This is a genomic window from Alteromonas alvinellae (assembly GCF_902705805.1).
Map to the genome: position 1 here is coordinate 1 of NZ_CACSIH010000223.1, position 21,681 is coordinate 21,681.

Consider the following 21,681-nt stretch of genomic DNA (forward strand, 5'->3'; position numbering starts at 1 on the left):
TGCCCCATCAACCATTAAATCCGTATACCCCGAAGACTTAGCCTCTTAGGCCCATGATGTTAATTGAACTGCAAAAACATTTCACAGAAAGGGATCATGCTTTCCTTATGTCATTCAAAAGAGGACAACCTGACTGGGCATTGTTTGACTATCCTAAAGCAGCAGACTTGCCAGCGATTCGTTGGAAGTTGCAGAACATTAACAAATTGGCAAAGAATCAAGCAAAACATCAAGAGCAATTAGATAAATTGAAGCAAGTGCTTGATGATTGGCTTGTTAACGCAAACGCCGAGTAATTCGTTTATAACAAACCTCAACGAGCTATAAGCCCCCTAGTTAGATTGCGATTTCTTCAATCTATCTAACCGAGTCCACATAGGACAACTGCATAGACTGGAGCCTCGATTTACATTAACGAGGACTCCTCATGCGAAAACTATCTCCAATTATTCTGGCGCTTGCGCTGTCTCCATTGGTTCAAGCTGAACCTGTGTCTGAAGTGTCGCCCGTTGGCAAAATTGACGGCATGGTTTCTTTGCCGGTCACGGGTATGAAAGCGGTCGAAAGCAATGGCCGTATTGTTTTCATGTCAGACAGTGGCCGGTTCGTCATTGATGGCACGCTCTATGATGCCTGGTCGAAAAAGCCGCTTACCAGCCTTGAAGAAATTCGTGAAGCGGGTAACACGCTGGACTTAAGTCGTCTTGGCTTAAAAATGGATGATTTGAATCCACTGACGCTGGGTGAAGGCAAAAAGAAAGTGGTGGTCTTTGTTGATCCCCGGTGTCCGCATTGCCATGAGCTTTTGAAACAAGCCCTACCGCTAACCAAAGAATACACCTTCCAAATACTCCCTGTGCCAGTGCTTGGTCCTGATTCAGAGCGTCAGGTTCGCCAGCTTGGCTGTGCGCGTGACAAAAAAGCGGCCACCGATGCATTGCTGAATGGCCGGATTGGTAACCTAGAACAGGATGATGCCTGCAACTTAGAACCAATGCAGCGTACCTTGGTGACGGCTCAAATCCTGGGCATTCAAGGTGTGCCTTTCATCGTCGCCAATGATGGTCGCATCAGCCGAGGCCGTCCTTATGATCTTTCTGCTTGGTTGGAGGGGCGTTAATGAAAGCCTCTCTGTATTCAGGGCAACGCGCTTCAGAGCTATTGCCAGTATTGGCCTATTCAGACGATGAGCAACTGTTTTTCATGGAAGACCAAAGTGTTGGCTTTGGTTTTCTATGTGACCCATTGCCGGGTGGTGATGAGTCTGTTGCAGACAGGGTTAATGTTCTTCTCAACAACGACTGGCCAAAAGACACTTTGCTGCAATTTGGCCTGTACGCCTCGCCTGATATTCAAACCGACCTTCAGCGCATGATGGGCTTACGGCATCGTCAATCCGATCCATTGCTTAGGGCGTCGATACGCAAACGTGCGGATTTTCTCGATGGGGGCACGGTTCAACCGATAGAAGAATCGACCCAGACTCAGGTTCGCAACTTTCAACTGATCGTCACCTGCAAATTGCCTTTGGAAAGTCCTATACCGACGGAGCGTGAGTTGAGTCGAGCATCCGCGCTTCGGGCTTCTTTCTCGCAAGCGCTGGCAACGGTTGGTTTTCGCGTCACTGAGATGACTGACCGAAACTGGCTCGCGGCAATAAGTGCTCAGCTTAACTGGGGAAAAGATGCTTCCTGGCGCAATCCATCACCAATCCGCAGTGAGGCAGATAAACCACTTCGGGAGCAAGTGTTGGATTATGACCGAGCTATCAAGGTGGATAGCCAAGGTCTGATGCTGGGCGATTACCGAGTTAAAACCTTATCGTTTAAACGCTTGCCTGAGCGGATCTGGTTTGGTCATGCCGCAAGTTTTGCGGGCGATATGATGACGGGCAGTCGCGGTTTACGCGGCAGCTTTTTGCTAAATGTCACCATTCACTTTCCCTCAGCTGAGGCGATGAGATCTCGTTTAGAGACGAAGCGTCAGTGGGCGGTCAATCAGGCCTATGGCCCGATGCTCAAGTTTGTGCCGGTGCTTGCAGCCAAGAAAAAGGGATTTGATGTTCTTTTTGAAGCTTTGCAAGAAGGTGATCGTCCTATTCGGGCCAATATGACTTTGACGCTGTTTTCACCAACGGGAGAAGCGTCCATCAGCTCTGTTTCAAATGCTCGAACTTATTTCAAAGAACTCGGATTTGAGCTGATGGAAGACAAGTACTTCTGTTTGCCCATTTTCCTGAATGCCTTGCCATTTGGTGCTGACCGCCAGGCGATGAACGACTTGTTTCGATTCAAGACCATGGCGACACGGCATGTCATCCCTCTGTTGCCTTTATTTGCGGATTGGAAAGGCACTGGCACGCCGGTGATTAACTTTGTTTCCCGTAATGGCCAGATCATGAGTGTGTCCCTTTATGACTCGGGCAGTAATTACAATTGTTGCATCGCGGCGCAATCGGGATCGGGTAAGTCATTCCTGGTGAACGAAATCATCTCCTCCTACCTATCAGAAGGCGGGCAATGCTGGGTGATTGATGTTGGCCGCTCTTATGAAAAGCTGTGTGAAGTCTATGACGGTGAGTTCTTACAGTTCGGGCGAAACAGTGGCATTTGCTTAAATCCGTTTGAAATCGTTGAGGACTATGACGAAGAAGCGGATGTGTTGGTTGGGTTATTGGCCGCAATGGCCGCACCTACGCAGTCATTAACCGATTTTCAGATGGCAAACCTAAAGCGTCAGACCCGTGAACTGTGGGAGAAAAAAGGTCGTGCCATGTTGGTTGATGATGTGGCAGAGGCCTTGAAAAATCACGAAGACCGACGTGTGCAAGACGTGGGTGAGCAGCTCTATCCATTTACGACACAGGGCGAATATGGCCGCTTCTTTAATGGCCACAATAATATTCGCTTCAAAAACCGTTTCACCGTTCTGGAGTTAGAAGAGCTCAAGGGGCGTAAGCATCTACAACAAGTGGTGTTGCTTCAGCTTATCTACCAAATCCAACAAGAGATGTACTTAGGTGAGCGGGATCGTCGCAAGATTGTGTTCATCGACGAAGCCTGGGATCTGCTGACTCAAGGTGATGTCGGTAAATTTATCGAAACGGGTTACCGGCGATTTCGAAAATATGGTGGCAGTGCTGTAACGGTAACGCAATCGGTCAACGATTTGTATGATAGCCCTACAGGTAAAGCCATCGCTGAAAACTCAGCCAATATGTACCTGCTTGGTCAAAAAGCTGAAACCATCAACGCGCTCAAAAAAGAAGGCCGCTTGCCACTAGGTGAAGGCGGCTATGAATACCTGAAAACGGTTCATACCGTCACTGGTGTCTATTCCGAAATTTTCTTTATTACCGAAATGGGCACCGGGATTGGCCGCCTCATCGTCGATCCGTTTCACAAGCTGTTGTACTCGTCCCGTGCAGAAGATGTAAACGCGATTAAACAGTTAACGCGCAAAGGCCTTTCTGTTGCTGATGCCATCTCTCAGTTGTTGAAGGAGCGAGGCTATGAATAAGACCACGCTTTGGCCATTTATGGCCTCTATTACTTTGTCTATTGCTGGTAGCGGTTTAATGACCAGCTGGCTCTTAATGAAAACACTCGAACCCATCCACAGCCAGTTGGCGTTAAGTACGCCCATTGCGGTCGTGGATTTTGGGGAGGCTGTGCTGTCACTGGGCCCCAATGCCAGCGAACAAGACATCGAATCCAGGTTGCTTCAGACCAATCAGCAAATTGAAAAGCTAAAAGCAGCCGGTTTTATCGTGCTGGATGCCCAAGCGGTGGTGGGTGCTGATGATTCCGTATTTGTGCCATTAGGCTCAAAGGAGGTGTCTCATGCAGATACTCCGTAAAAGAATGCCTTGGCGGCCATACCTCATCCAGTTGACTGTTCTTGCGTTAATCATGGCCTTGGTAGGCACCTACGCCATGATGCGCTACCGAATAGGTATTGATACCCAGCAAGAGCGCTGCCTGCCTGATACCACGGTGTATCTGATTGACCTATGGAATAAAAAGCCCGTTAAGGATGGTTTGTATGCCTTCCACTCAAAAGGACTCGCTCCGTTATATAACGACGGTACTCGGATGCTGAAACGCCTAACAGGGATGCCTGGGGATGAAGTCAAGGTGACGCCTGAGCATGTGATGGTGAACGGTGCTGAAGTCTCAAATGGCATGGCATTAGCCCAGCGTCTTGGTGTGGCGGAAACAGAATTTAGCCGCTCATTGACGCTGCAAGAAAACGAATATTGGTTTTCCGGTGAGGCTGCAACGAGTTTTGACTCCCGCTATTGGAATGCCGTTAAGCGCGAGCAGATTGTTGGTCGCGCTTGGCCGCTTTGGTAGGAGGTGGATGATGAGAAGACTATGCCTCTTATTTTTGTTGGTTGCTCCATTGGCTTGGGTTCAAGTTTCCTGGGCACAAGAGCCTTATCCGTTGTCTGATGAGGACAAAAAGATCGTTGAAATGAGCCGCAGCATTTTACAAAGTGCTGTGGATGGTTCATCTGAATTTATCGAGCCTTTTTCACCGATTGAACAACCTGCGTCGCTCAAACATAACGATGAATGGTTGATTTTTGCGTCGTCTTCACTGGGAGATTCCTCACTGAAGCAGCTATTTAAAGAGGCCAGTGCTACCGGCGCTATTGTGTTGTTTCGGGGAATTCCTGAAGGAAAGACCTTGGGGGCGGCTATCCGTGATTGGCATACGCTGATGACGGGGCTTGATCCTGTTCCTCAGGTTCGAATCGATCCGAAAGCCTTTGTGCACTGGCGGGTGACTAGCGTGCCTGCTATTTTCCGCATAGAAGATGACAAGGTGACTGCAAGTGCACTAGGGGTTTACAGCAAGGACTGGTTGCAGCGTCAAATTGAAACAGGCAATACCGGTTCATTGGGTCAACGCGGTCCTATTCATTCGATTTTAGAACCGGATTTGGTGCAAGTAGCGATGCAGCGTTTACAGTCGATTGACTTGGGCGCGTTAAAGAAAAAAGCCATTGAGCGTTTCTGGTCTCGCCAAACATTTACTGAGTTACCCAAAGCCACGCAGTATCGGATAAGAACGGTTGATCCAACCATCGTCATGCAGCGGCCACTATTGGATGCCAATGGCCGAACATTGATCCCAGCGGGAACGCGTATTAACCCGCTAAAAGCCTTGCCATTTACTCAGCAGCTCGTGGTGTTTAATGCGTCGAACGCTGAAGAAGTGGACGCAGTAGCGCATTGGCTTGAGGGCCAAGATAGGACACTGCGCCGCATTACGCTTATCACCACGCAGCTCGACCGTACTCAAGGCTGGAATCGCCTCAATGCGATAGAAAAGACATTGGACAGTCCGGTTTATCTTCTCAATGCCTCGCTAAAGCAGCGCTTTGATTTGCAAGTCACCCCATCGTTTGTTCAAGCAAAGGGACTCGCGTTTGAAATAGAAGAAATTCCAGCAAAGGAGCTTGTTCATGAAAAAGCTCAATAATACGTATCGTCTGTTGCGGACTCTCGTTGTCATGTTTGTCCTAAGCGCATCTATTCCTGCAAAAGCCGACCTGACCTGCCCAGACGCGGGGTTATTGTCCGGCAAGTTGCTGACGGATGTTTGCTGGTCATGCATTTTTCCTATCCGGGTTGCCGGTCTTCCTCTTGGTTCTGGAAATGTCCCAAGCGGCGCATCAAACAAGTCATTTTGCTTATGTGAAGACAACTTAGGTGTGCCAAGGCCAGGTATTGTTACCAGCATGTGGGAGCCAGCGCGTCTGATTGAACTGGTCAGAACGCCGGGTTGCTCGCCTTCCCTGGGAGGGATTCGTTTACCGTTAGGTGATAGACGACTGCAAGGTGGTCATGGCGAGGGTGAATACGACACCGGTGATCTCGCTTTCTACCATTACCATTATTACGCCTTTCCGCTTTTGGTCATGCTCGATTTGTTCATGGATGGCAATTGCAATGTCGATGGTTACATGGACTTTGACTTGATGTATTTGTCGGAATTGGACCCAACATGGCTGAACGATGAACTGGCCTTTTTTACTCAGCCTGAAGCTGCTGCCGTTGCCAATCCATTGGCTATTTCGGCTTGTACCGCTGACGCTGCCTCATCGACGCTTGGTAAACCCATCGACCAGTTGTTTTGGTGTGCTGGCAGTTGGGGCCATCTCTATCCCTTATCTGGCCACACCTTAGCCATTGGCTCATTAGCAGAAAACACCAGCCATTTAGCGGCGCGTGCAATCGCGGCTCAACACAGGCGTGGTCTTGCTAGGCGAACAATGGGGAACAGTGCGCTATGCCGACCTGTTATCGAACCCATGCTGCCGAAATCCCAATACAAGATGAGTATGTTCTTCCCTGTACCGGAAACTGAAAGTGCGCATGTCATCGGTGAAAGCACCATGAAATGGGGAGAGTGGCGAACGATCCCCGGTGCCGGTGAAGATGCGCTCTACATTTTGTGGCGCTGGCAAGACTGCTGTAACTCGGGAGGTTAACTATGAAACCAACACTTTTTACCCGAGTTTTAGCGGGTGTTTTATCAATCACTATGGCTTGCTTGCCCTTACATGGTGTGGCCGCTGATGTGCAGCGCCAATCCGGCTTAAGCGGACAACAAGAAGGTAAGCAATTACTGCAAAACTGGACGATGCCCGCACTTAACGGCAATACATTGTTGGTGCCGAGTGGCAGTGGTAATGAGTCCATTAACTTGCAAGAGCTATTTCCTGGTATGGATCAGGGCTCATTAGATGTCTTAACGGGCGTTTATGGCTCTGATGCCAGCATGAATCAATTGGGGACGCAGCGCCAAGAGAGCATGGCATCCGAAAGTGGCGCTACGGGTGAGGCGTTTCGCTCGCTACAGCAAATCAAAGACAGGTCTCGGCCAGATATGGTCAATGATCCGCTTTGGGCATTAACTGATGCGGTTCAAACTGACCCCAATCTATTAACCCAAAGCTTCCCCGGCTGTGAGTCTCAAGGTGAAGGCAGCCCAAATTACCAGCAATGTGACAGGCTCAATACAGCGGTTAACAGCTGCACTATTACTCACGATTACACGGCAGGCATCATTGAGCATGTTTCAGGGCCGATGAACCTTCGCTCTTGTGGTGAGGGGTGTCTTGAAGTTTGGATTGGACGAATTGGCGACAACTACTGGAGTGGCCGTTGTAAAGTGTTTGAACAGGCCATCACACTCAAAGTCGTGAACCCCGATGCGATTACCTCAGCCGTTCTTGAATACGCCAAATGGGATGACTACATGCAAGTGTGGCTTGGTGATCAGAAAGTCTGGTCTGGGCCGAACAATAACTTTCCACCAGAAACGGCAGGTCGTTGCGAGCTCAGTACCAGTTGGGAGCGCAATCCAAATACCGATCTCACTGCCAAGCTAAAAGCGGTAGAACCAGGTTTAGAAGTGCCGGTAAAAATTCGCGTATCGGTTACGGGTAGTGGTGAGGGCTATGCACGCATAAAGGTGCGCTTTGATCCAACCAAGGTAGTGATGAATGATAGTTGGTCGCCACAATCCTGTATCGAACAAGCAGCGGATATCCCGACGAAGTTTTCAGACTACAGCATTCAATGCACGGATCAGCCTTCTTCAACCAACGGATGTACGGTGGTCAATGGTGTTTCAGTTTGTGAATCCTACTTTGCCCCTAGCCCTGTGGCTGGCATATCGCCTTTGTGTCGGCGTGTACAAGTCAGTGTGGATGATGAAAGCTATAAGGGGATTGAAAATCAGGCCTGCCAAGTGCTTGAAGCGAATCCTTCCTGTGGATTCATGTCGTCAGAATGTGCCGAGACCAATGATAAAGGTGAATGCATTCGTTTTACCGATACCTATGACTGTGGATTGCAAACCAGCGATCCAAAGTGTGTGGTATCTAACCTTATGCCAAGTAGTTTTGAGGCCTGTGAGCCTACTCAGACGATTACGCCATTTACTGAAACCAAGCATGTACCGGATTACCAGGTGTGCGAGAAGATCAGCACGCTTACTGAGTGTCAGTTAGAACGACGTGTATCCGCTGAAACTCATCAACAAAGCTGGTCTATTGAGCGTGGTTGCTTTAGCTCTGAAACGCTCAGCTTTGTTCCACAGCACAGCAGTACTATGCAAACTGGGAACGCGATACTGAGAATTTTTGATAATCAAAATACTGAGATAAAAATTACCGAGTCGCCATCCAAGGCAAATGGTTGGAAAACGACACTCTCACTGACGGGCAATAAGGAAACGGTGACTGAGACGAAACCGTCCATTAAATACCCTGAAATGACGTGTCCAAAAGGAACCTTGGTTGGTTCATTGTGTAAAGTCGCCAATGGGTCGATTATTTCGTGGCATGAACCTCAGGAAGTTACTCGTTCCAGATGTGAATCCGGCTGGAACAAAGTCGATTTCGATACTTGCAGCCGAGAAGTTCAGAAGTGTTTGGCTCCTGCGAAACTGAGCGCTTCATTGACCTTCTCTGGCAAGTACTTAGAACAGGACGTTGTTCATCAATCAAGTGATCCGGGCATAGACCAATGCTTGATGCAAACGGATCAGTTTACTGCCGTGCAGTGGCAGTGTTTGGATACGGGCACAAAACGAATCGACGGGTTAACGGTTGGTAGTGGCGAGTTGGCCAATCTTGGGAGCCTTTATCCAGCGGTTGTTTCGTCTCCTGTTCATTTAACCAGTCGCGGCAGCTCTGATGGACTGGGACTCTCATGCTGGAGGGCAAGAGCAACCTACAATGCTTCGACTGCTCATCCAGAGTTCAACATGGGCAGCTCAGATAGCTGGGTAGATGCCAATGGTAATACACAAACCATCGTTAATAACGGACAAAACACGACCACCAATACGTGTGCCGCGCTGGAGCAAAACCTGGCCTGCCAGTACGTCAGAACCGAATGCACTGAAGGCGGGGCTGGTCATGAAGGCTTCTGCTATATCCAAAGTTTGGTGTATGACTGCGGACAAAGCGTTGAAGTGCAAAATGCACGAATGGAAACTCAATACAACTGTGAGGGGCCAGTTCGCTGTATGGGCACAGATTGTTTAGAGCCAGAGTCAATCAAGCAGGCTAACTTTGCAGAAGCCGCAGCGATGCTTAATGCGGCGCAGTTTATGACCAATGATATGTCATGTACGGGAGCTGATGGCCAAGATAACGTCGAGTGTACGGTCTTTAAAGGTAATGCTGGCCAGTGCAAAAAAGCCGTTGGTGGCATAGTGGATTGCTGTGAAAAGCCAAGTGGCGTGTCGTTATCGGATTACATCACGATGATAGTGGCGGTTAACAAGCTTGATACGGCAGTCATGGCCATGAATCCGTCTTCGGCAATCTATGGTTCGTGGAATACGCTCAGGGAACCAATCACCAGTACCTGGAGTGCGGTTAAAGAGCCTTTTGTGTCTGCATGGGACTCTCTCATGGGGGCTGGGCCATCAACGGCTGCTGGCGCGGGAGCGGAGCAAGCTGCGACTGGCTTTATGCAGGTGTTGACCAACAAAACGGCTGAGTGGGTAGGCTCTACGTTTGGTTCGGGGGCGCAATCGGCACTGTTTAGTAACGTTGGTGGTGCGGTTGGAGCCGATGGTGTCGTTTCGGGTGGTAACTTTGCCCTGGGGGGCGCTGCGGGCGCGGTTCTGAGTACGGTTATGACGGCCTACATGATTTATTCAGTCACTATGATCCTCATTCAGCTTATCTGGAAATGTGAGCAGAGCGAGTTTGAAATGAACGCCAAGCGGGTATTGAAGAGTTGCCACTATGTAGGCTCTTACTGCAAGTCTAAGTTCTTAGGTGCCTGTGTTGAAAAACGGCAGTCATATTGCTGTTTTACTTCGCCACTTTCACGGATCATTCAAGAACAAGTACGTCCTCAATTGGGCCTTGGTTGGGGCAGTGCCAAGTCACCAAACTGTGAAGGTTTGACCGCGAGTCAGTTAAACCAGGTAGATTGGAGCCAAGTCAATCTCGATGAATGGATAGGTATCTTGTCGATAACAGGCAACCTACCCGAAGTACCGTCACTGGATCTGGAACGACTCACAGGCTCAGGAAGTACGCTAAACGTTGATGGAAATCGTCAGAGTGCCGCAGATAGAGCCATTGAACGGCTAAACGGAATGGATGCACAGAAACTGCGTCAGGAGGCGACGGAAGAAATTTCGGGGAATAATTGAGCGTATCCATCTAAAACAGCTTTGCCAATAATGTTCCATCATGGTTACTTTAATGAGCTTATTGCGCCTTAAGGTAACCAATTTGGCACTTTGGGCCTCTTATACTTTCTGTTCAGCGTGTGCGCAATTTGCTCTTATTTTTTTACCATTTTCAGACTTAGGAGGCTGCTGCAAAAAGGAAAAGCTGATAGTCTGGCACATATAAAATTTATGATAAAAGGAAAATTAATAATGCCTAATTTCGATCAAAACTTTGAAGCTACTCGTTTGTCTATGCTTTCAAAACAACACCCTGACATTGTGAAGGTGTCGGGTGAGGTGGTGTTTCGTGCGGAAGATGACGAAGACCGCCTAAGCGGAACATCTTGGACTCTTGAAGATGACATTTTTGATCAGGTCACCGAATCAGGCTTCAAATTACACTTGCTTGAACTTCTGGATAATTTCATAGAATACCGAGGTCAATGTAACGAGCTGCCGAAAAAGGAAGGGATTGTGCGTTTTGGTGGTGGCACTTTAAATATTGAATGGCTACCTAATGGAACTACCCATCTATCCAAATGATGTTTTATAAGAACCAGCCTGAGTTTTCCTATGGATGATAAATATGTTTCAGAAATAGACTGTCTTGATAAGTTAATGGTTGCATGGTCAGAGGCATTCCCGAAGGATTGGTATTTCAACTACGATGGAGTGATTTCAACTGAGGACTGGGATAGTTGTGGTAAAAAAGTTTTGTTTGTTTTAAAGGAAACAAATGAAGCAAAGCAAAATATTGTCAACGCTATTAATAGGGCTATTGAGGTGAAGGCAAGTGGATGGTGGCGAGGAAAGGTTCTTCGTCGGGTGGGGCGTTGGGCTTACGGACTTCAAAAATATGATGGGGCTGTGCCGTCACTGAGAGATGCTAAATTAAATGAAAAAAATGCAGTTAAGAATATTGCATACATAAATATAAGGAAAACATCTGGAAGTGCGCGAACCGACCAAAAATCATTTGACGCCCATGCCAAAGAATTTGCCCCTTTTGTTCGAAGGCAAATTGAGTTGATTAACCCTGATATTGTTGTGCTTTGCGGCACATATAATCAAGTTAAACGTTACGTATTCCCTGAGCTTAAAAAAGTTAGCGAACGAGTGCATGTTAATGACGGGGTTGTCTTCATCAATGCCTTCCATCCTGCCGCAAGAAAAAAGTCGGCCATGCTTTATCATCAAGTACTCGATAACTACCACGCTTACAAAAATCATATATAACCAATGCTTGAATAGTTATATGCAGCGCAAGCCTTGCGTCGTATCTTGAAAAAGCCCCTTCAAGAGGGGCTGTGTGATGGGAGCCGTTCGCTAGTTGGCGGGAGTATCTGTTTCCTCTTCAGTGATATCGTCATCGGTTGAAGGCACCGCTTGCTCAACTTCTGCTTCTTTACCCTTAGCTTGGGCTGATTTTCGTGCACGAATTTCGATATCAATAATGCGTCGTGCAAGTTTGATAATGCGCTGTTGCCATGCGTAGTTGCCATCAACACGTTGCTTGTTACTAAGCACGCTAGATAACCAGAGTGTGTCCATTGAGATCATCAACGAATCGAGTTTGCGCACTAAGCCGACAAACTGGCCAACCTGAGGCGAGCTGATTTTAGCGTTGAAGGTAATCGGGTCGGTGTAGTCAGGTACTTCATCGATGCCGTTGGACTCCATCAATTTGTCCAAACGAGATTGTTCGTTGTCTACCGCCTTAGCGCAATCCTCGATCAACTGGCTAATGATCTGTTCCACGTCATCAATTTCGTTCTCATCGCCAATGATGCGCAGGATGACATCGATTCCGTAAAGCGCACTGACCGTCCGTCTAAAAACACGGTCAACGACACGTTGCGCCTGTAAGCTATTAATTGTGAATGATTGTTCAAAGATGGGTTTTGAGTAACTGGGTTTTGCTTGGGCCATAAGTTTGCTCCTGATATGACAATAATCAGTCCCTAGACTAATCCTCTGTGAGGTAATGGCCTTTCAGCTAGGTGGAAGAATTGAGCATCTTTCTGACTATCCTGTCTGGATAAGACGGTTACACTGACTATCAAATATTGCTGATCTGTTTCAGTGATATCTGCGCCTGAGAGCATGAGCTCAAAGGAAGCCCGCCGCTGAGTATTCTCAGTGGTACTAAGAGGTAGCTAGCCTCCTTAAACAAATAGCCTGCATGTTCTTACATGCTCAACCATGCGTTCCTTACGGTTCGCCTTTTCACCACCCAACTGGGGGAGTTTTCCCCAGTTGGGGGTGACTCCTTCAAAACCAAATTATGGAGTCACCAATGGAATATATCTTCGGATTTATTATCCAAATCGCGGGCATTATGTTGCTAGCAAAACTGAGCTGGTCGCTTTTGCGATTGCTTGCTCGTCAAAGCGTGCGTCCGTTTCGATTTGTACTTACTCAAATCAAGCGATTGCTCACACCAACACCAAAACGTCGTCCAATGGCAGTGCCTAAAGCTCCTGGTATGCCCCGTTTGACATCTGCGTTTTACAAAGAGCCACATCAGTACGACATGGCTTTACTCGAAATACCAACCTATCTGCGTCGTCAGTCTTCTTTGCCCAGCCGGGTAGAAGCGACTGTGTGCACAGAGTTCAACTAAGACGAGGAGAACATCATGAAAAACCAAGTAACACTCATAGGCTACGTTGGCGCTGAGCCAGAGACACGAGCCTATCCATCAGGTGATTTAGTGACCAGTATTTCACTGGCCACTTCTGAGAAATGGCGCGACCGTCAATCCAATGAGCTCAAAGAGCATACGGAATGGCATCGGGTCGTTTTTCGAGATCGTGGTGGATTTAAGTTAGGGCTAAGAGCAAAAGATTTAATCCAAAAGGGAGCGAAGCTTTTTGTTCAAGGGCCTCAGCGCACGCGTTCATGGGAGAAAGATGGCATTAAGCATCGATTGACCGAAGTGGACGCGGACGAGTTTCTGCTTCTTGATAGTGTGAACAAAGCATCTGAGCCATCACCGGCGGATGATGCGAGCTCCCAAGCTAATTGGGCACAAACTTATCCTGAACCAGATTTTTAACCGAGCAAAAACGCTTTAACCCAGCCGGGAGTACTTTCCCGTCAGGGGCAGACTCCCACTTTGATTGTCGGAGTCCATAATGGAAAAACCAAAGCTAATCCAACGCTTTGCTGAGCGCTTTAGTGTCGATCCAAACAAATTGTTCGATACCCTAAAAGCAACAGCATTCAAGCAACGTGACGGTAGTGCACCGACCAATGAGCAGATGATGGCGCTCTTGGTGGTTGCAGATCAGTACGGCTTGAACCCTTTCACCAAAGAGATTTTTGCGTTCCCTGATAAACAAGCTGGAATTATTCCAGTGGTAGGTGTCGATGGATGGTCTCGCATCATCAATCAACACGACCAGTTTGATGGCATGGAGTTTAAGACTTCAGAAAACAAAGTCTCACTGGATGGCGCGAAAGAATGCCCTGAATGGATGGAATGCATCATCTATCGGCGCGACCGTTCGCACCCAGTCAAAATCACTGAGTATCTGGATGAAGTCTATCGACCGCCTTTTGAAGGTAACGGCAAAAATGGCCCTTACCGGGTAGATGGTCCATGGCAGACGCACACTAAGCGAATGCTAAGACATAAATCCATGATCCAGTGTTCCCGCATTGCGTTTGGCTTTGTGGGAATTTTCGATCAAGACGAAGCGGAGCGAATTATCGAAGGCCAAGCAACACACGTTGTTGAGCCATCGGTGATTCCACCCGAGCAAGTTGATGATCGAACCCGAGGGCTTGTTTACAAGCTTATCGAGCGGGCGGAAGCTTCAAACGCTTGGAATAGTGCATTGGAATATGCCAATGAACATTTTCAAGGTGTTGAACTGACGTTTGCGAAACAAGAAATATTTAATGCACAGCAACAAGCAGCCAAAGCGCTCACACAGCCTTTAGCTTCTTAGAGCCACGCATTCATTTTACTAACCCTGGCGGGATTATTCTCCCGTCAGGGGGAAGGTCTCGTCTTTTTTTGGAGATCTTCCATGACTAAATCAGCCTCACTTTTTCGCTTGGTATTGGTTGTTGCCCTTGTCGTAGGTTCGATTCAAGCCGGTAAAACGGCAATTGATTCGCTTCAAGCAAGTGTTGTTCAGCACCAAACAGCGTTAGCACAAGCTGCAAAGTAACCACTTAACCCTGAAGGGGAGTTCTCTCCTTCGGGGGAGTCTCCCTTCAAAGGAGGCAATATGAAGGTTATCGACCTATCACAACGTACTCCTGCATGGCACCAGTGGCGCATTGCAGGGGTTACGGCATCTGAAGCCCCAATTATTATGGGGCGTTCACCCTACAAAACACCTTGGCGATTATGGGCAGAAAAAACTGGATTCGTATTACCGGAAGACCTGTCGAATAATCCAAATGTGCTTCGCGGTATACGGTTGGAGCCTCAAGCAAGGCGAGCATTTGAAAATGCGCATAATGACTTTCTTCTGCCGTTATGTGCAGAAGCCGATCATAACGCAATCTTTCGAGCCAGCTTTGATGGCATCAACGATGCGGGCGAGCCCGTTGAACTGAAATGTCCTTGCCAGTCAGTTTTTGAGGATGTGCAAGCTCATCGAGAACAAAGCGAGGCGTACCAGTTGTATTGGGTGCAAGTACAGCATCAAATACTGGTCGCCAATAGCACGCGTGGTTGGTTGGTATTCTATTTTGAGGATCAACTGATTGAGTTTGAAATACAACGAGACGCGGCGTTCTTAACTGAATTGCAAGAAACAGCGCTTCAGTTTTGGGAGTTAGTACAGACCAAAAAAGAACCGTCAAAATGCCCTGAGCAAGATTGTTTTGTTCCTAAGGGTGAAGCCCAATACCGTTGGACATCGCTGTCTCGACAGTATTGCTCAGCACATGCCGAAGTGGTCCGACTGGAAAATCACATTAAATCTTTGAAAGAGGAAATGCGAGACGCCCAGTCAAAATTGGTCGCCATGATGGGTAACTACGCTCATGCCGACTATGCTGGGGTCAAACTCAGCCGCTACATGATGGCGGGCACGGTGGACTATAAGCAATTGGCCACCGATAAGTTAGGCGAGCTGGATGAACAGGTTTTAGCCGCTTACCGAAAAGCGCCACAAGAGCGGTTGCGCATTAGCACCAATAAGCCAGAGCAGCCCGTTGAAACACCAATCAAAATCAGCCTTGAGCAAGAGAACTTGGTTCTGCCAGGTGACTCGCCGAGCTCATTTTATTTTTAACGTTCACTTGGAGCCGATTTCGGCTCCTTTCTAATGCGCTCATATGGAGTGCATCAGAAAGCAGTTTCACTCGTAGCCAATGCTGGGTACGAATGATAGAGCGAGCTGAACTCTTACATACACAGCCATACCACAATCAACATACCACCCGACGGGGACTTCATTCCCTGCTGGGGCATGGAGCCTCGTCAAAACTGATGAGGTTTACCATGACTGAACAATCCCCATTTTTGGTTCAAGTGAATCAAGCGTTTAATGTCCCGGCTCCTGATGCTTTCGTTCTGGAAGGATTTAGTGCCGACACTACCCATCCAAACATTCCCGTTCGCAAGGACGAGTATGTTTTTAGAAAAGAAGACTTACGTGACGTATTGGCGTTCTTGTCTAACCCAGACGGTGACGGTTTGTATATTACAGGCCCCACTGGATGCGGGAAGACCTCGCTAATTTGCCAAGTTGCTTCTCGATTGAATTGGCCTGTTCAGCAAATTACTGCGCACGGTCGATTGGAATTGTCCGATCTTATCGGTCACCACACACTGGTTAATGGCAACATGACCTTTGTGTATGGACCGCTGGCACTGGCTGTAAAGCATGGCCATTTGCTGATCATTAATGAAATGGATCTTGCTGAGCCTGCTGAACTGGCTGGGCTCAATGACATTTTGGAAGGTGCCCCTTTGGCCATCGCACAAAATGGCGGAGAGATCATCATGCCACACAACAAGTTTCGTTTTATCGCTACCGGCAACAGTGCGGGCAGCGGTGACCAAACGGGCTTGTATCAAGGCGTGCTTCAACAGAATTTGGCTTTCCTTGATCGCTTTAGAATCATTGAAGCGACCTATGCAGAACCATCTGTAGAGGAAGCCATTCTGGAGAACGTTGCGCCGGGCTTACCAGAGGTCTTTCGCCAAAAAATGGTGAAGGTGGCTGGTGACATTCGTCGTCTTTTTATTGGGGGCGCGGATGGCGGTGCAGAGCTTAGTATCACCATGTCCACTCGGACCTTGGTGCGCTGGGCAAAGTTAACACTTGCTTTTAAAGGCGCTCCTAACGCAGTGGAGTATGCACTGGTTCGGTCTTTGACGGCTCGTGCTGAGTTGGAGCAACGTGAAGCCATTCACCGTATTGCCGCTGATGTCTTCGGTGACCACTGGGAGGATTGATGATGGAAAAGTGCTTTGCTCTTTACCGTTACAGTCATTCTGATGGGACAGCCAAAGAATGGGCCATTTACGTTGGATCAGATACCCAGGAGATTGAAGTTCGGTTTGGAAAAGCAGGTCAATTGTCGCAGCAGCGATTAATTGACTCGACTGATCCTAACGCAGAAGCAGACCGAAGAATCAATGAGAAAATCAACAAGGGTTATCGATTTGTTGGACAAGTCGGCATTGATCATCAAGGGCGGCCATTTGAACTATCAAATGCGCTTGATAGCGTCGCGTGCGCCAATAACGTCAGTTGGGAGTTTCGTACTCGCAAGGACGTCAATGGTCAAATCTCGCTGGCGCAAAAAGCGTTGTTCGATATGGCAAAGCTGCTTGAAGCCTATGGCTTGGCTGTTATTGATGATAACCAAGTCAGGATTGGAGAATGGTCATTAGGGTTTTGCAAAAGCGGATTACCTAGTACCAATCAAATCAGCATGGTGTCAGGTGAAGGCGCTGGCATTGTTAACACTGATGATGGCCCGTGGCCATTGTTGCTGTTACTGGCTTTTAAGCGTCAATTACCACCACTGTGTTCGCTCACAGTAGCGAGTCCTGAAGGGATAGAAGTATCCGACCAACTGAAGTTGGAAAAAGATGTATTGCGGTTGCTAGGCAGTGATTTAGAGCGGGTTCGCCCGATAGCTGAAGCACTGGACTTAATGCCTGTGAAAATCGATCTCAACCAATCGTCGCCTGATTCGCAAAATTACTATTTCTGATAGTGGTATTGCCATTAGCGCGTCAACTACTACCACCCAAACGGGGGCCATTGCTCCTGTTGGGAGTGGTGCGTCCCCATCTCGCATGAGGATGCACTATGAGTATTCAAACCCTCGACAAACTGTTGATTTGTCACATCGACTGTTCCATCTGGAGCGGTAGAAAAAAGCTAAGGCCTGAAGATTTCAGATTAGCCAATGGCAGCCAACTTCCACCGAAGGATGTTGCCAGCTTAGGGAGTAAAAAAATTTGCGACCCAGAGGCATTGGCGAACTTTGAAAGGCTTAAGAAAGAAGCGCAGCGCTTGTGTGAGCAAGTCGGTGTGCGGTTTTTAGGTGGCTATGCCGTCCCTGAAGACCGAATTGATCAGATTGTTCCAGAGCTTGACAGGATCGGTCAGGAGTTTGCGCAGTGCAAGCAGTTGTTCTTGGACAACTATGATCAGGTGACGTTTGACTGGGTTGCGAAACACCCGGAATTTGCAGATGCAATTCGGCGTGCGCTGTCACCCATCGAAGACGTGGAACAACGGCTTCAGTTCGATTATGCCATCTATCGAATGCAACCGGCTGAACAAGCTGGTGGCTTAGATGACAAGGTCAATGGCATGGGACACACCCTATTTAGGGAGGTGGCTCGTGATGCTAATGAACTGTTTGAGCGTTCCGTTGCAGGAAAGAATCAAATCAGTCAGCGTGCCCTTAATCCTCTCAAGCGATTAAGAGACAAGTTGGATGGTTTGTCATTCCTGGATCATCGAGTTCAGCCGATGGTTGAAGCGATGGACAATTTATTTGTTCGTCTGCCGAAGACCGGCCCTGTGACAGACAATCTCTATCACGAACTGATGGCGACCATTTTAATTTTGTCTGATCCAGACAAGATGAGAATGCACGGTGAAGGTCAATTGGATATCAGACAACTGATGCCCAAACCTGAACCTAAACCCGCACAGCCAGTATCTGCTCAGGCAGATAACTTACGTGCAATACCACAACCAACCGTCAGACCAAACCTTGGTTCGACTGTACCAAACTCATTTTATTTCTAACGTCCTTGAGGGCATGTTGCCCTTAAGGGCGCATGTCCTCTGAACTATGTAAGAGGAAATTATGCAATCAACCATCCATAACCCCAGCCAACTGAACCAGTTTGAACCGCATTTTCGTGGTGTGACTGATGCGGTTGAAAGTGAATCGATACCAGAAGTGGCGTGTTGTCGAACGTTAGTACAACGATCGTACTCAACACATAGTGTCGTGATCCCCAAGAACCCTGTATTGATCGCAGATGCGGACGGGCAAGGTGTTTGGGTAACGGCCATGGTGTTTGTTCCAAACATGGCATTGCAGCAAACCGCTCATGAGCGGGCCTGGCTGCAATATCAACACGAGGTGTCTACTCAGTTACAAGACCAGTATGGTCTGACATTGGATGACATCCTGAGTTTAGACCAGCTTAAAACGTCATTTGAGCAGCACGAGAGTACCGCTCAATTGGTGGCTTGGTTAGGTCAAAAATACGACCTGGTTAAGCTAAAAGCACAGGTTTAAACACTTACATTCCCAGCGGGGAAACGCTCCCGCTGAGGGAGTATTCCCCCTAATGATTAGGAGACTCCCATGAATCATCCATTAAAAAATGCACTGCCAATCGTTGCCGCCGCTTATGGCGAAAAGTTTGGTGTGAAGGTGCTTATTCAAGGACAAGATGCGTTTACCGATGGTGAGCGGATTGTGATCCCAACAGCAAACCCAGACGACCCACACTATCAACAAATAGCTTGGGGTTATCTGGCTCATGAAGCGGCGCATATTCGGCATACCAATTTTGACATGGTGAAGAAGGCGTCGTCTAAGCCGATCCGTAAGGCACTTCTCAATATTATTGAGGATGTGCGCATTGAAAACGAATTGGCAAAGGATTACCCCGGAACCCGGCGCAGTATTTCGCAAGTGATTGAGTACATGGTGGACACACAGCAAATGTGTGTACCTGAACAGCCTGAGCCTGCATCTAACTTGCAAGCCTGGTTGTTGTTTCGCTTGAGATGCCATTTTCTGGGCCAGAAAGCGCTGACGCCTTTGTATCAAGCTGTTGATGAAAGAGTGAGACAACTCTTTCCTGCCGCAGCGATGAGCCGGTTAAGCGCCATGCTGACAGCAGTGCCTAGCCTGGCATCTACAGGTGAAGTGCTGAAACTTGTCGATGCCATCGTTGCCATGTTGGAAGAAGAATCTCGTCCACCACAGGATGAGTCTGATGCTGATGGCGGTGATGACATTGGACAAGATGCGAGTAATGACAGCAATAGCAGTAGTGACAGTCAAACCCCGGAAACAAGTTCGTCTGCAACAGGGGATGCTGCTGAAACGAGTGATTCAGATAACTCTGATCAAGCTGACAATTTGCGACAAGCCTTAGAGGCCAGTGCCGCTCACTTTGAACTCGATACCTTTGCACAAGTGGCAGAAGTGTTGTCGGAACAAGCAGAAGGACATCAGGGCGTCACTCCACTCAGTTTGCCCCAAGCAGAGCAAGCTATGTTGGGTGATGAGGCTATCTTGACCTTATCGGCGTCTGAGTCGGCTCAAATTCGAGCCCGACTTAGGGGCATGGTTCAGTCCAGTCAGGACAATCGGAATCATGCCAAACGGTACGGTCTTCGAGTGGCAACTCATCGTCTTGCCGCTTCACAAGCAGGTGAGTCGAGATTGTTTATTCAAAGGCAGCCCCGCATTGCGCCTAATGCTGCTGTGCACTTGCTTGTCGATATATCGGGCTCAATGGGTAAGCCCATTGGCGAAGGTAATCGCAAGTATTTTCATGTTGCCAATGAAGCCGCTTTGGCTTTAGCCATGGCATTGGAAGGTATACCGGGTGTTGTACCTGCGGTCAGTTATTTTCCTGGTATTCATCAGGAAGTTTCTATCGCGTTATTGCCCAAGCAATCGGTTCGACATCGGGCCGCCTGTTTTGACCAAAAACCAAGAGGTTGTACGCCTATGGCACAAGCTATGTGGTTTGCGGCAAACAGTTTGTTGGCACAAAAACAGAAGCGAAAGCTAATGATAGTGCTAACGGATGGTGACCCAGATGATTGGGCTGCCACGCATGACATTGTTGACCGGTGCAGACGCAGTGGCTTTGAGCTGCTGGGGATCGGGATTCAAACACGCAGTGTTGAGAAATTCTTTCCTCGAAGCATCGTGATTAACGACGTCAAAGATCTGAAGCGTGAGTTATTCGAAGTAACACAACAACTGATAATTCAGTAACCACATCCATTTTACCACCCTGCGGGGACGATTCCGTCCCCGCCTGGGCATGGGTTCGTCTCCGTTTTTTTTGGAGACTCCTATGAAAAACAGAAAGTTCTTAGCTGGCGAAGAAGCCGGTACTTACATCGTTCCTGAGCAAGTGACTGAAGCGGATATCTTAGATATGGCGCTCAAGCTTGCCCGTGGTCGATTGAGTAAAGGTCGAAAAATTGAACAGCCATCGTCGGCGTTCTCATACCTGCAAACACTGATGCACGAGTATGAGCACGAAGTCTTTGGCGTACTGTTTCTTGATACAAAGCATCGCGTTATTCGATTTGAAGAGCTGTTCAAAGGCACTTTAGATGCAGCGAGCGTTTATCCAAGGGAAGTAACAAAACGAGCGCTAGAACTTAATGCGGCAGCAGTGATACTGGTTCATAACCATCCATCGGGTGATCCTGAACCCAGTGAAGCTGATAAACGCATCACTCATCGACTCCGTGACGCCTTGTCACTTGTTGATATTCGAACGCTTGACCATGTCGTGGTCGCATCCGAGGGCTGCGTTTCGCTTGCCGAACGCGGTTATCTTTAATGAATGGGCGCATTGCCCATTCTCCTTCATCACAAAAGCAGTCCTATCAACACACGTCATCACAGCTCGAATTTCTATTTGAGTTTGATGATGCCCCAGTCACTTGGTCTGACACGGAAATCTGGCAGTTACGCGAAGGCATTCTATTGGATGCGATCCGTGTATTGCTGGACGGTCGTGTCAGTACTCGATTGCGAAGGGATGTGTTGTCGTGGATTCAAAATGACGAATTAACGCCATTTTGCTTTCGTGTTTGCGCGATGGCTGCGGTTGTCGATCCTGATGTGCTTCGTGATTCCATCATGTGGCTATTAAGACGACATGGTATCCAGCTTGACTAACGTTCCTGCATTAACCAAACGGCTCAATGCAGGACCCAAGCTGACTTTTACCACCAGTGGTAGGAGTCG

General features: G+C 48.1%; 22 protein-coding genes and 1 pseudogene. 22 read left to right on the forward strand and 1 reads right to left on the reverse strand.

Annotated elements, in window-relative coordinates; translation table 11 throughout:
- The 10 genes and pseudogenes from ACX5KA_RS17325 to ACX5KA_RS17370 all read left to right on the forward strand — a co-directional run.
- Positions 1–296: pseudogene (locus ACX5KA_RS17325) on the forward strand (nucleotidyl transferase AbiEii/AbiGii toxin family protein); the annotation flags it as partial.
- Between the two features lie 131 nt (positions 297–427).
- Positions 428–1,120: a DsbC family protein gene (locus ACX5KA_RS17330; RefSeq protein WP_001228924.1), complete on the forward strand. Its 693-nt coding sequence runs from the start codon at positions 428–430 to the stop codon at positions 1,118–1,120.
- The gene (gene traC, locus ACX5KA_RS17335) at positions 1,120–3,519 is read left to right on the forward strand and encodes a type IV secretion system protein TraC (protein ID WP_000648043.1); all 2,400 of its coding nucleotides are present in this window, start codon (positions 1,120–1,122) and stop codon (positions 3,517–3,519) included. The genes ACX5KA_RS17330 and traC overlap by 1 nt, the downstream gene beginning before the upstream one ends.
- Entirely contained in the window at positions 3,512–3,859 is a 348-nt protein-coding gene (locus ACX5KA_RS17340; RefSeq protein WP_001044649.1) for a hypothetical protein, read from the forward strand. The genes traC and ACX5KA_RS17340 overlap by 8 nt, the downstream gene beginning before the upstream one ends.
- Positions 3,843–4,355 (forward strand): S26 family signal peptidase, encoded by a 513-nt coding sequence (locus ACX5KA_RS17345; protein ID WP_002040537.1) that lies wholly within the window; start codon positions 3,843–3,845, stop codon positions 4,353–4,355. Before ACX5KA_RS17340 ends, ACX5KA_RS17345 begins: the two co-directional genes overlap by 17 nt.
- A 7-nt stretch (positions 4,356–4,362) precedes the next feature.
- The gene (locus tag ACX5KA_RS17350; protein WP_002040538.1) at positions 4,363–5,490 is read left to right on the forward strand and encodes a TrbC family F-type conjugative pilus assembly protein; all 1,128 of its coding nucleotides are present in this window, start codon (positions 4,363–4,365) and stop codon (positions 5,488–5,490) included.
- A 31-nt stretch (positions 5,491–5,521) separates the two neighbouring features.
- A complete protein-coding gene (locus ACX5KA_RS17355; protein ID WP_458731761.1) occupies positions 5,522–6,502 on the forward strand; it encodes a TraU family protein in 981 nt (326 codons plus the stop codon).
- Positions 6,503–6,504: 2 nt separating this feature from the next.
- The gene (gene traN / locus ACX5KA_RS17360; RefSeq protein WP_000805219.1) at positions 6,505–10,197 is read left to right on the forward strand and encodes a conjugal transfer protein TraN; all 3,693 of its coding nucleotides are present in this window, start codon (positions 6,505–6,507) and stop codon (positions 10,195–10,197) included.
- A gap of 231 nt (positions 10,198–10,428) precedes the next feature.
- Positions 10,429–10,761, forward strand: a complete 333-nt coding sequence (locus ACX5KA_RS17365) for a hypothetical protein (protein ID WP_001132435.1) — start codon at positions 10,429–10,431, stop codon at positions 10,759–10,761.
- Positions 10,762–10,791: 30 nt separating this feature from the next.
- Positions 10,792–11,454: a uracil-DNA glycosylase family protein gene (locus tag ACX5KA_RS17370; protein ID WP_000342215.1), complete on the forward strand. Its 663-nt coding sequence runs from the start codon at positions 10,792–10,794 to the stop codon at positions 11,452–11,454.
- A gap of 90 nt (positions 11,455–11,544) precedes the next feature.
- On the opposite strand, the gene ACX5KA_RS17375 is transcribed toward ACX5KA_RS17370, so the two are convergent.
- Complete coding sequence (locus ACX5KA_RS17375; RefSeq protein ID WP_000035788.1) at positions 11,545–12,147, reverse strand: hypothetical protein; 603 nt, start codon at positions 12,145–12,147, stop codon at positions 11,545–11,547.
- Between the two features lie 367 nt (positions 12,148–12,514).
- Between ACX5KA_RS17375 and ACX5KA_RS17380 the strand changes: the two genes are divergently transcribed.
- The 12 genes from ACX5KA_RS17380 (at position 12,515) to ACX5KA_RS17435 (ending at position 21,612) form a co-directional block, all read left to right on the forward strand.
- Positions 12,515–12,841, forward strand: coding sequence for a hypothetical protein (locus ACX5KA_RS17380; protein WP_000455722.1), 327 nt, complete (start codon positions 12,515–12,517; stop codon positions 12,839–12,841).
- A gap of 15 nt (positions 12,842–12,856) precedes the next feature.
- Positions 12,857–13,276, forward strand: a complete 420-nt coding sequence (locus tag ACX5KA_RS17385; protein ID WP_000795984.1) for a single-stranded DNA-binding protein — start codon at positions 12,857–12,859, stop codon at positions 13,274–13,276.
- A 79-nt stretch (positions 13,277–13,355) separates the two neighbouring features.
- Positions 13,356–14,174, forward strand: a complete 819-nt coding sequence (gene bet, locus ACX5KA_RS17390) for a phage recombination protein Bet (RefSeq protein WP_000414662.1) — start codon at positions 13,356–13,358, stop codon at positions 14,172–14,174.
- An 81-nt stretch (positions 14,175–14,255) separates the two neighbouring features.
- Positions 14,256–14,399, forward strand: a complete 144-nt coding sequence (locus ACX5KA_RS17395; protein WP_000167276.1) for a hypothetical protein — start codon at positions 14,256–14,258, stop codon at positions 14,397–14,399.
- A gap of 60 nt (positions 14,400–14,459) precedes the next feature.
- Positions 14,460–15,476 carry a YqaJ viral recombinase family nuclease gene (locus tag ACX5KA_RS17400; protein ID WP_000862954.1) on the forward strand — a complete coding sequence of 339 codons (1,017 nt, stop codon included), beginning with the start codon at positions 14,460–14,462 and terminating at the stop codon, positions 15,474–15,476.
- Positions 15,477–15,685: 209 nt separating this feature from the next.
- Entirely contained in the window at positions 15,686–16,645 is a 960-nt protein-coding gene (locus tag ACX5KA_RS17405; RefSeq protein WP_000139694.1) for an AAA family ATPase, read from the forward strand.
- Between the two features lie 2 nt (positions 16,646–16,647).
- Entirely contained in the window at positions 16,648–17,412 is a 765-nt protein-coding gene (locus ACX5KA_RS17410; RefSeq protein ID WP_001901423.1) for a hypothetical protein, read from the forward strand.
- A gap of 98 nt (positions 17,413–17,510) precedes the next feature.
- A complete protein-coding gene (locus ACX5KA_RS17415; protein ID WP_000027441.1) occupies positions 17,511–18,464 on the forward strand; it encodes a DUF3150 domain-containing protein in 954 nt (317 codons plus the stop codon).
- 61 nt (positions 18,465–18,525) lie between these two features.
- Entirely contained in the window at positions 18,526–18,966 is a 441-nt protein-coding gene (locus ACX5KA_RS17420) for a hypothetical protein (RefSeq protein ID WP_024023027.1), read from the forward strand.
- A 69-nt stretch (positions 18,967–19,035) separates the two neighbouring features.
- Positions 19,036–20,691, forward strand: a complete 1,656-nt coding sequence (locus tag ACX5KA_RS17425; RefSeq protein ID WP_024023026.1) for a VWA domain-containing protein — start codon at positions 19,036–19,038, stop codon at positions 20,689–20,691.
- A gap of 82 nt (positions 20,692–20,773) precedes the next feature.
- Positions 20,774–21,271, forward strand: a complete 498-nt coding sequence (gene radC, locus ACX5KA_RS17430) for a RadC family protein (protein WP_000797298.1) — start codon at positions 20,774–20,776, stop codon at positions 21,269–21,271.
- Positions 21,271–21,612, forward strand: coding sequence for a hypothetical protein (locus tag ACX5KA_RS17435; RefSeq protein WP_024023025.1), 342 nt, complete (start codon positions 21,271–21,273; stop codon positions 21,610–21,612). The genes radC and ACX5KA_RS17435 overlap by 1 nt, the downstream gene beginning before the upstream one ends.
- Positions 21,613–21,681 lie beyond the last annotated feature (69 nt).

What these genes read in the sequence shown, in the direction of transcription:
- bet (WP_000414662.1), top strand. Translation starts at nt 13,356, where the DNA reads ATGGAAAAACCAAAGCTAATCCAACGCTTTGCTGAGCGCTTTAGTGTC.
- traC (WP_000648043.1), top strand. Translation starts at nt 1,120, where the DNA reads ATGAAAGCCTCTCTGTATTCAGGGCAACGCGCTTCAGAGCTATTGCCA.
- radC (WP_000797298.1), top strand. Translation starts at nt 20,774, where the DNA reads ATGAAAAACAGAAAGTTCTTAGCTGGCGAAGAAGCCGGTACTTACATC.
- ACX5KA_RS17415 (WP_000027441.1), top strand. Translation starts at nt 17,511, where the DNA reads ATGAGTATTCAAACCCTCGACAAACTGTTGATTTGTCACATCGACTGT.
- traN (WP_000805219.1), top strand. Translation starts at nt 6,505, where the DNA reads ATGAAACCAACACTTTTTACCCGAGTTTTAGCGGGTGTTTTATCAATC.
- ACX5KA_RS17435 (WP_024023025.1), top strand. Translation starts at nt 21,271, where the DNA reads ATGAATGGGCGCATTGCCCATTCTCCTTCATCACAAAAGCAGTCCTAT.
- ACX5KA_RS17425 (WP_024023026.1), top strand. Translation starts at nt 19,036, where the DNA reads ATGAATCATCCATTAAAAAATGCACTGCCAATCGTTGCCGCCGCTTAT.
- ACX5KA_RS17380 (WP_000455722.1), top strand. Translation starts at nt 12,515, where the DNA reads ATGGAATATATCTTCGGATTTATTATCCAAATCGCGGGCATTATGTTG.
- ACX5KA_RS17375 (WP_000035788.1), bottom strand. Translation starts at nt 12,147, where the DNA reads ATGGCCCAAGCAAAACCCAGTTACTCAAAACCCATCTTTGAACAATCA.
- ACX5KA_RS17385 (WP_000795984.1), top strand. Translation starts at nt 12,857, where the DNA reads ATGAAAAACCAAGTAACACTCATAGGCTACGTTGGCGCTGAGCCAGAG.
- ACX5KA_RS17345 (WP_002040537.1), top strand. Translation starts at nt 3,843, where the DNA reads ATGCAGATACTCCGTAAAAGAATGCCTTGGCGGCCATACCTCATCCAG.
- ACX5KA_RS17405 (WP_000139694.1), top strand. Translation starts at nt 15,686, where the DNA reads ATGACTGAACAATCCCCATTTTTGGTTCAAGTGAATCAAGCGTTTAAT.
- ACX5KA_RS17340 (WP_001044649.1), top strand. Translation starts at nt 3,512, where the DNA reads ATGAATAAGACCACGCTTTGGCCATTTATGGCCTCTATTACTTTGTCT.
- ACX5KA_RS17350 (WP_002040538.1), top strand. Translation starts at nt 4,363, where the DNA reads ATGATGAGAAGACTATGCCTCTTATTTTTGTTGGTTGCTCCATTGGCT.
- ACX5KA_RS17370 (WP_000342215.1), top strand. Translation starts at nt 10,792, where the DNA reads ATGGATGATAAATATGTTTCAGAAATAGACTGTCTTGATAAGTTAATG.
- ACX5KA_RS17420 (WP_024023027.1), top strand. Translation starts at nt 18,526, where the DNA reads ATGCAATCAACCATCCATAACCCCAGCCAACTGAACCAGTTTGAACCG.
- ACX5KA_RS17410 (WP_001901423.1), top strand. Translation starts at nt 16,648, where the DNA reads ATGGAAAAGTGCTTTGCTCTTTACCGTTACAGTCATTCTGATGGGACA.
- ACX5KA_RS17355 (WP_458731761.1), top strand. Translation starts at nt 5,522, where the DNA reads ATGTTTGTCCTAAGCGCATCTATTCCTGCAAAAGCCGACCTGACCTGC.
- ACX5KA_RS17400 (WP_000862954.1), top strand. Translation starts at nt 14,460, where the DNA reads ATGAAGGTTATCGACCTATCACAACGTACTCCTGCATGGCACCAGTGG.
- ACX5KA_RS17330 (WP_001228924.1), top strand. Translation starts at nt 428, where the DNA reads ATGCGAAAACTATCTCCAATTATTCTGGCGCTTGCGCTGTCTCCATTG.
- ACX5KA_RS17365 (WP_001132435.1), top strand. Translation starts at nt 10,429, where the DNA reads ATGCCTAATTTCGATCAAAACTTTGAAGCTACTCGTTTGTCTATGCTT.
- ACX5KA_RS17395 (WP_000167276.1), top strand. Translation starts at nt 14,256, where the DNA reads ATGACTAAATCAGCCTCACTTTTTCGCTTGGTATTGGTTGTTGCCCTT.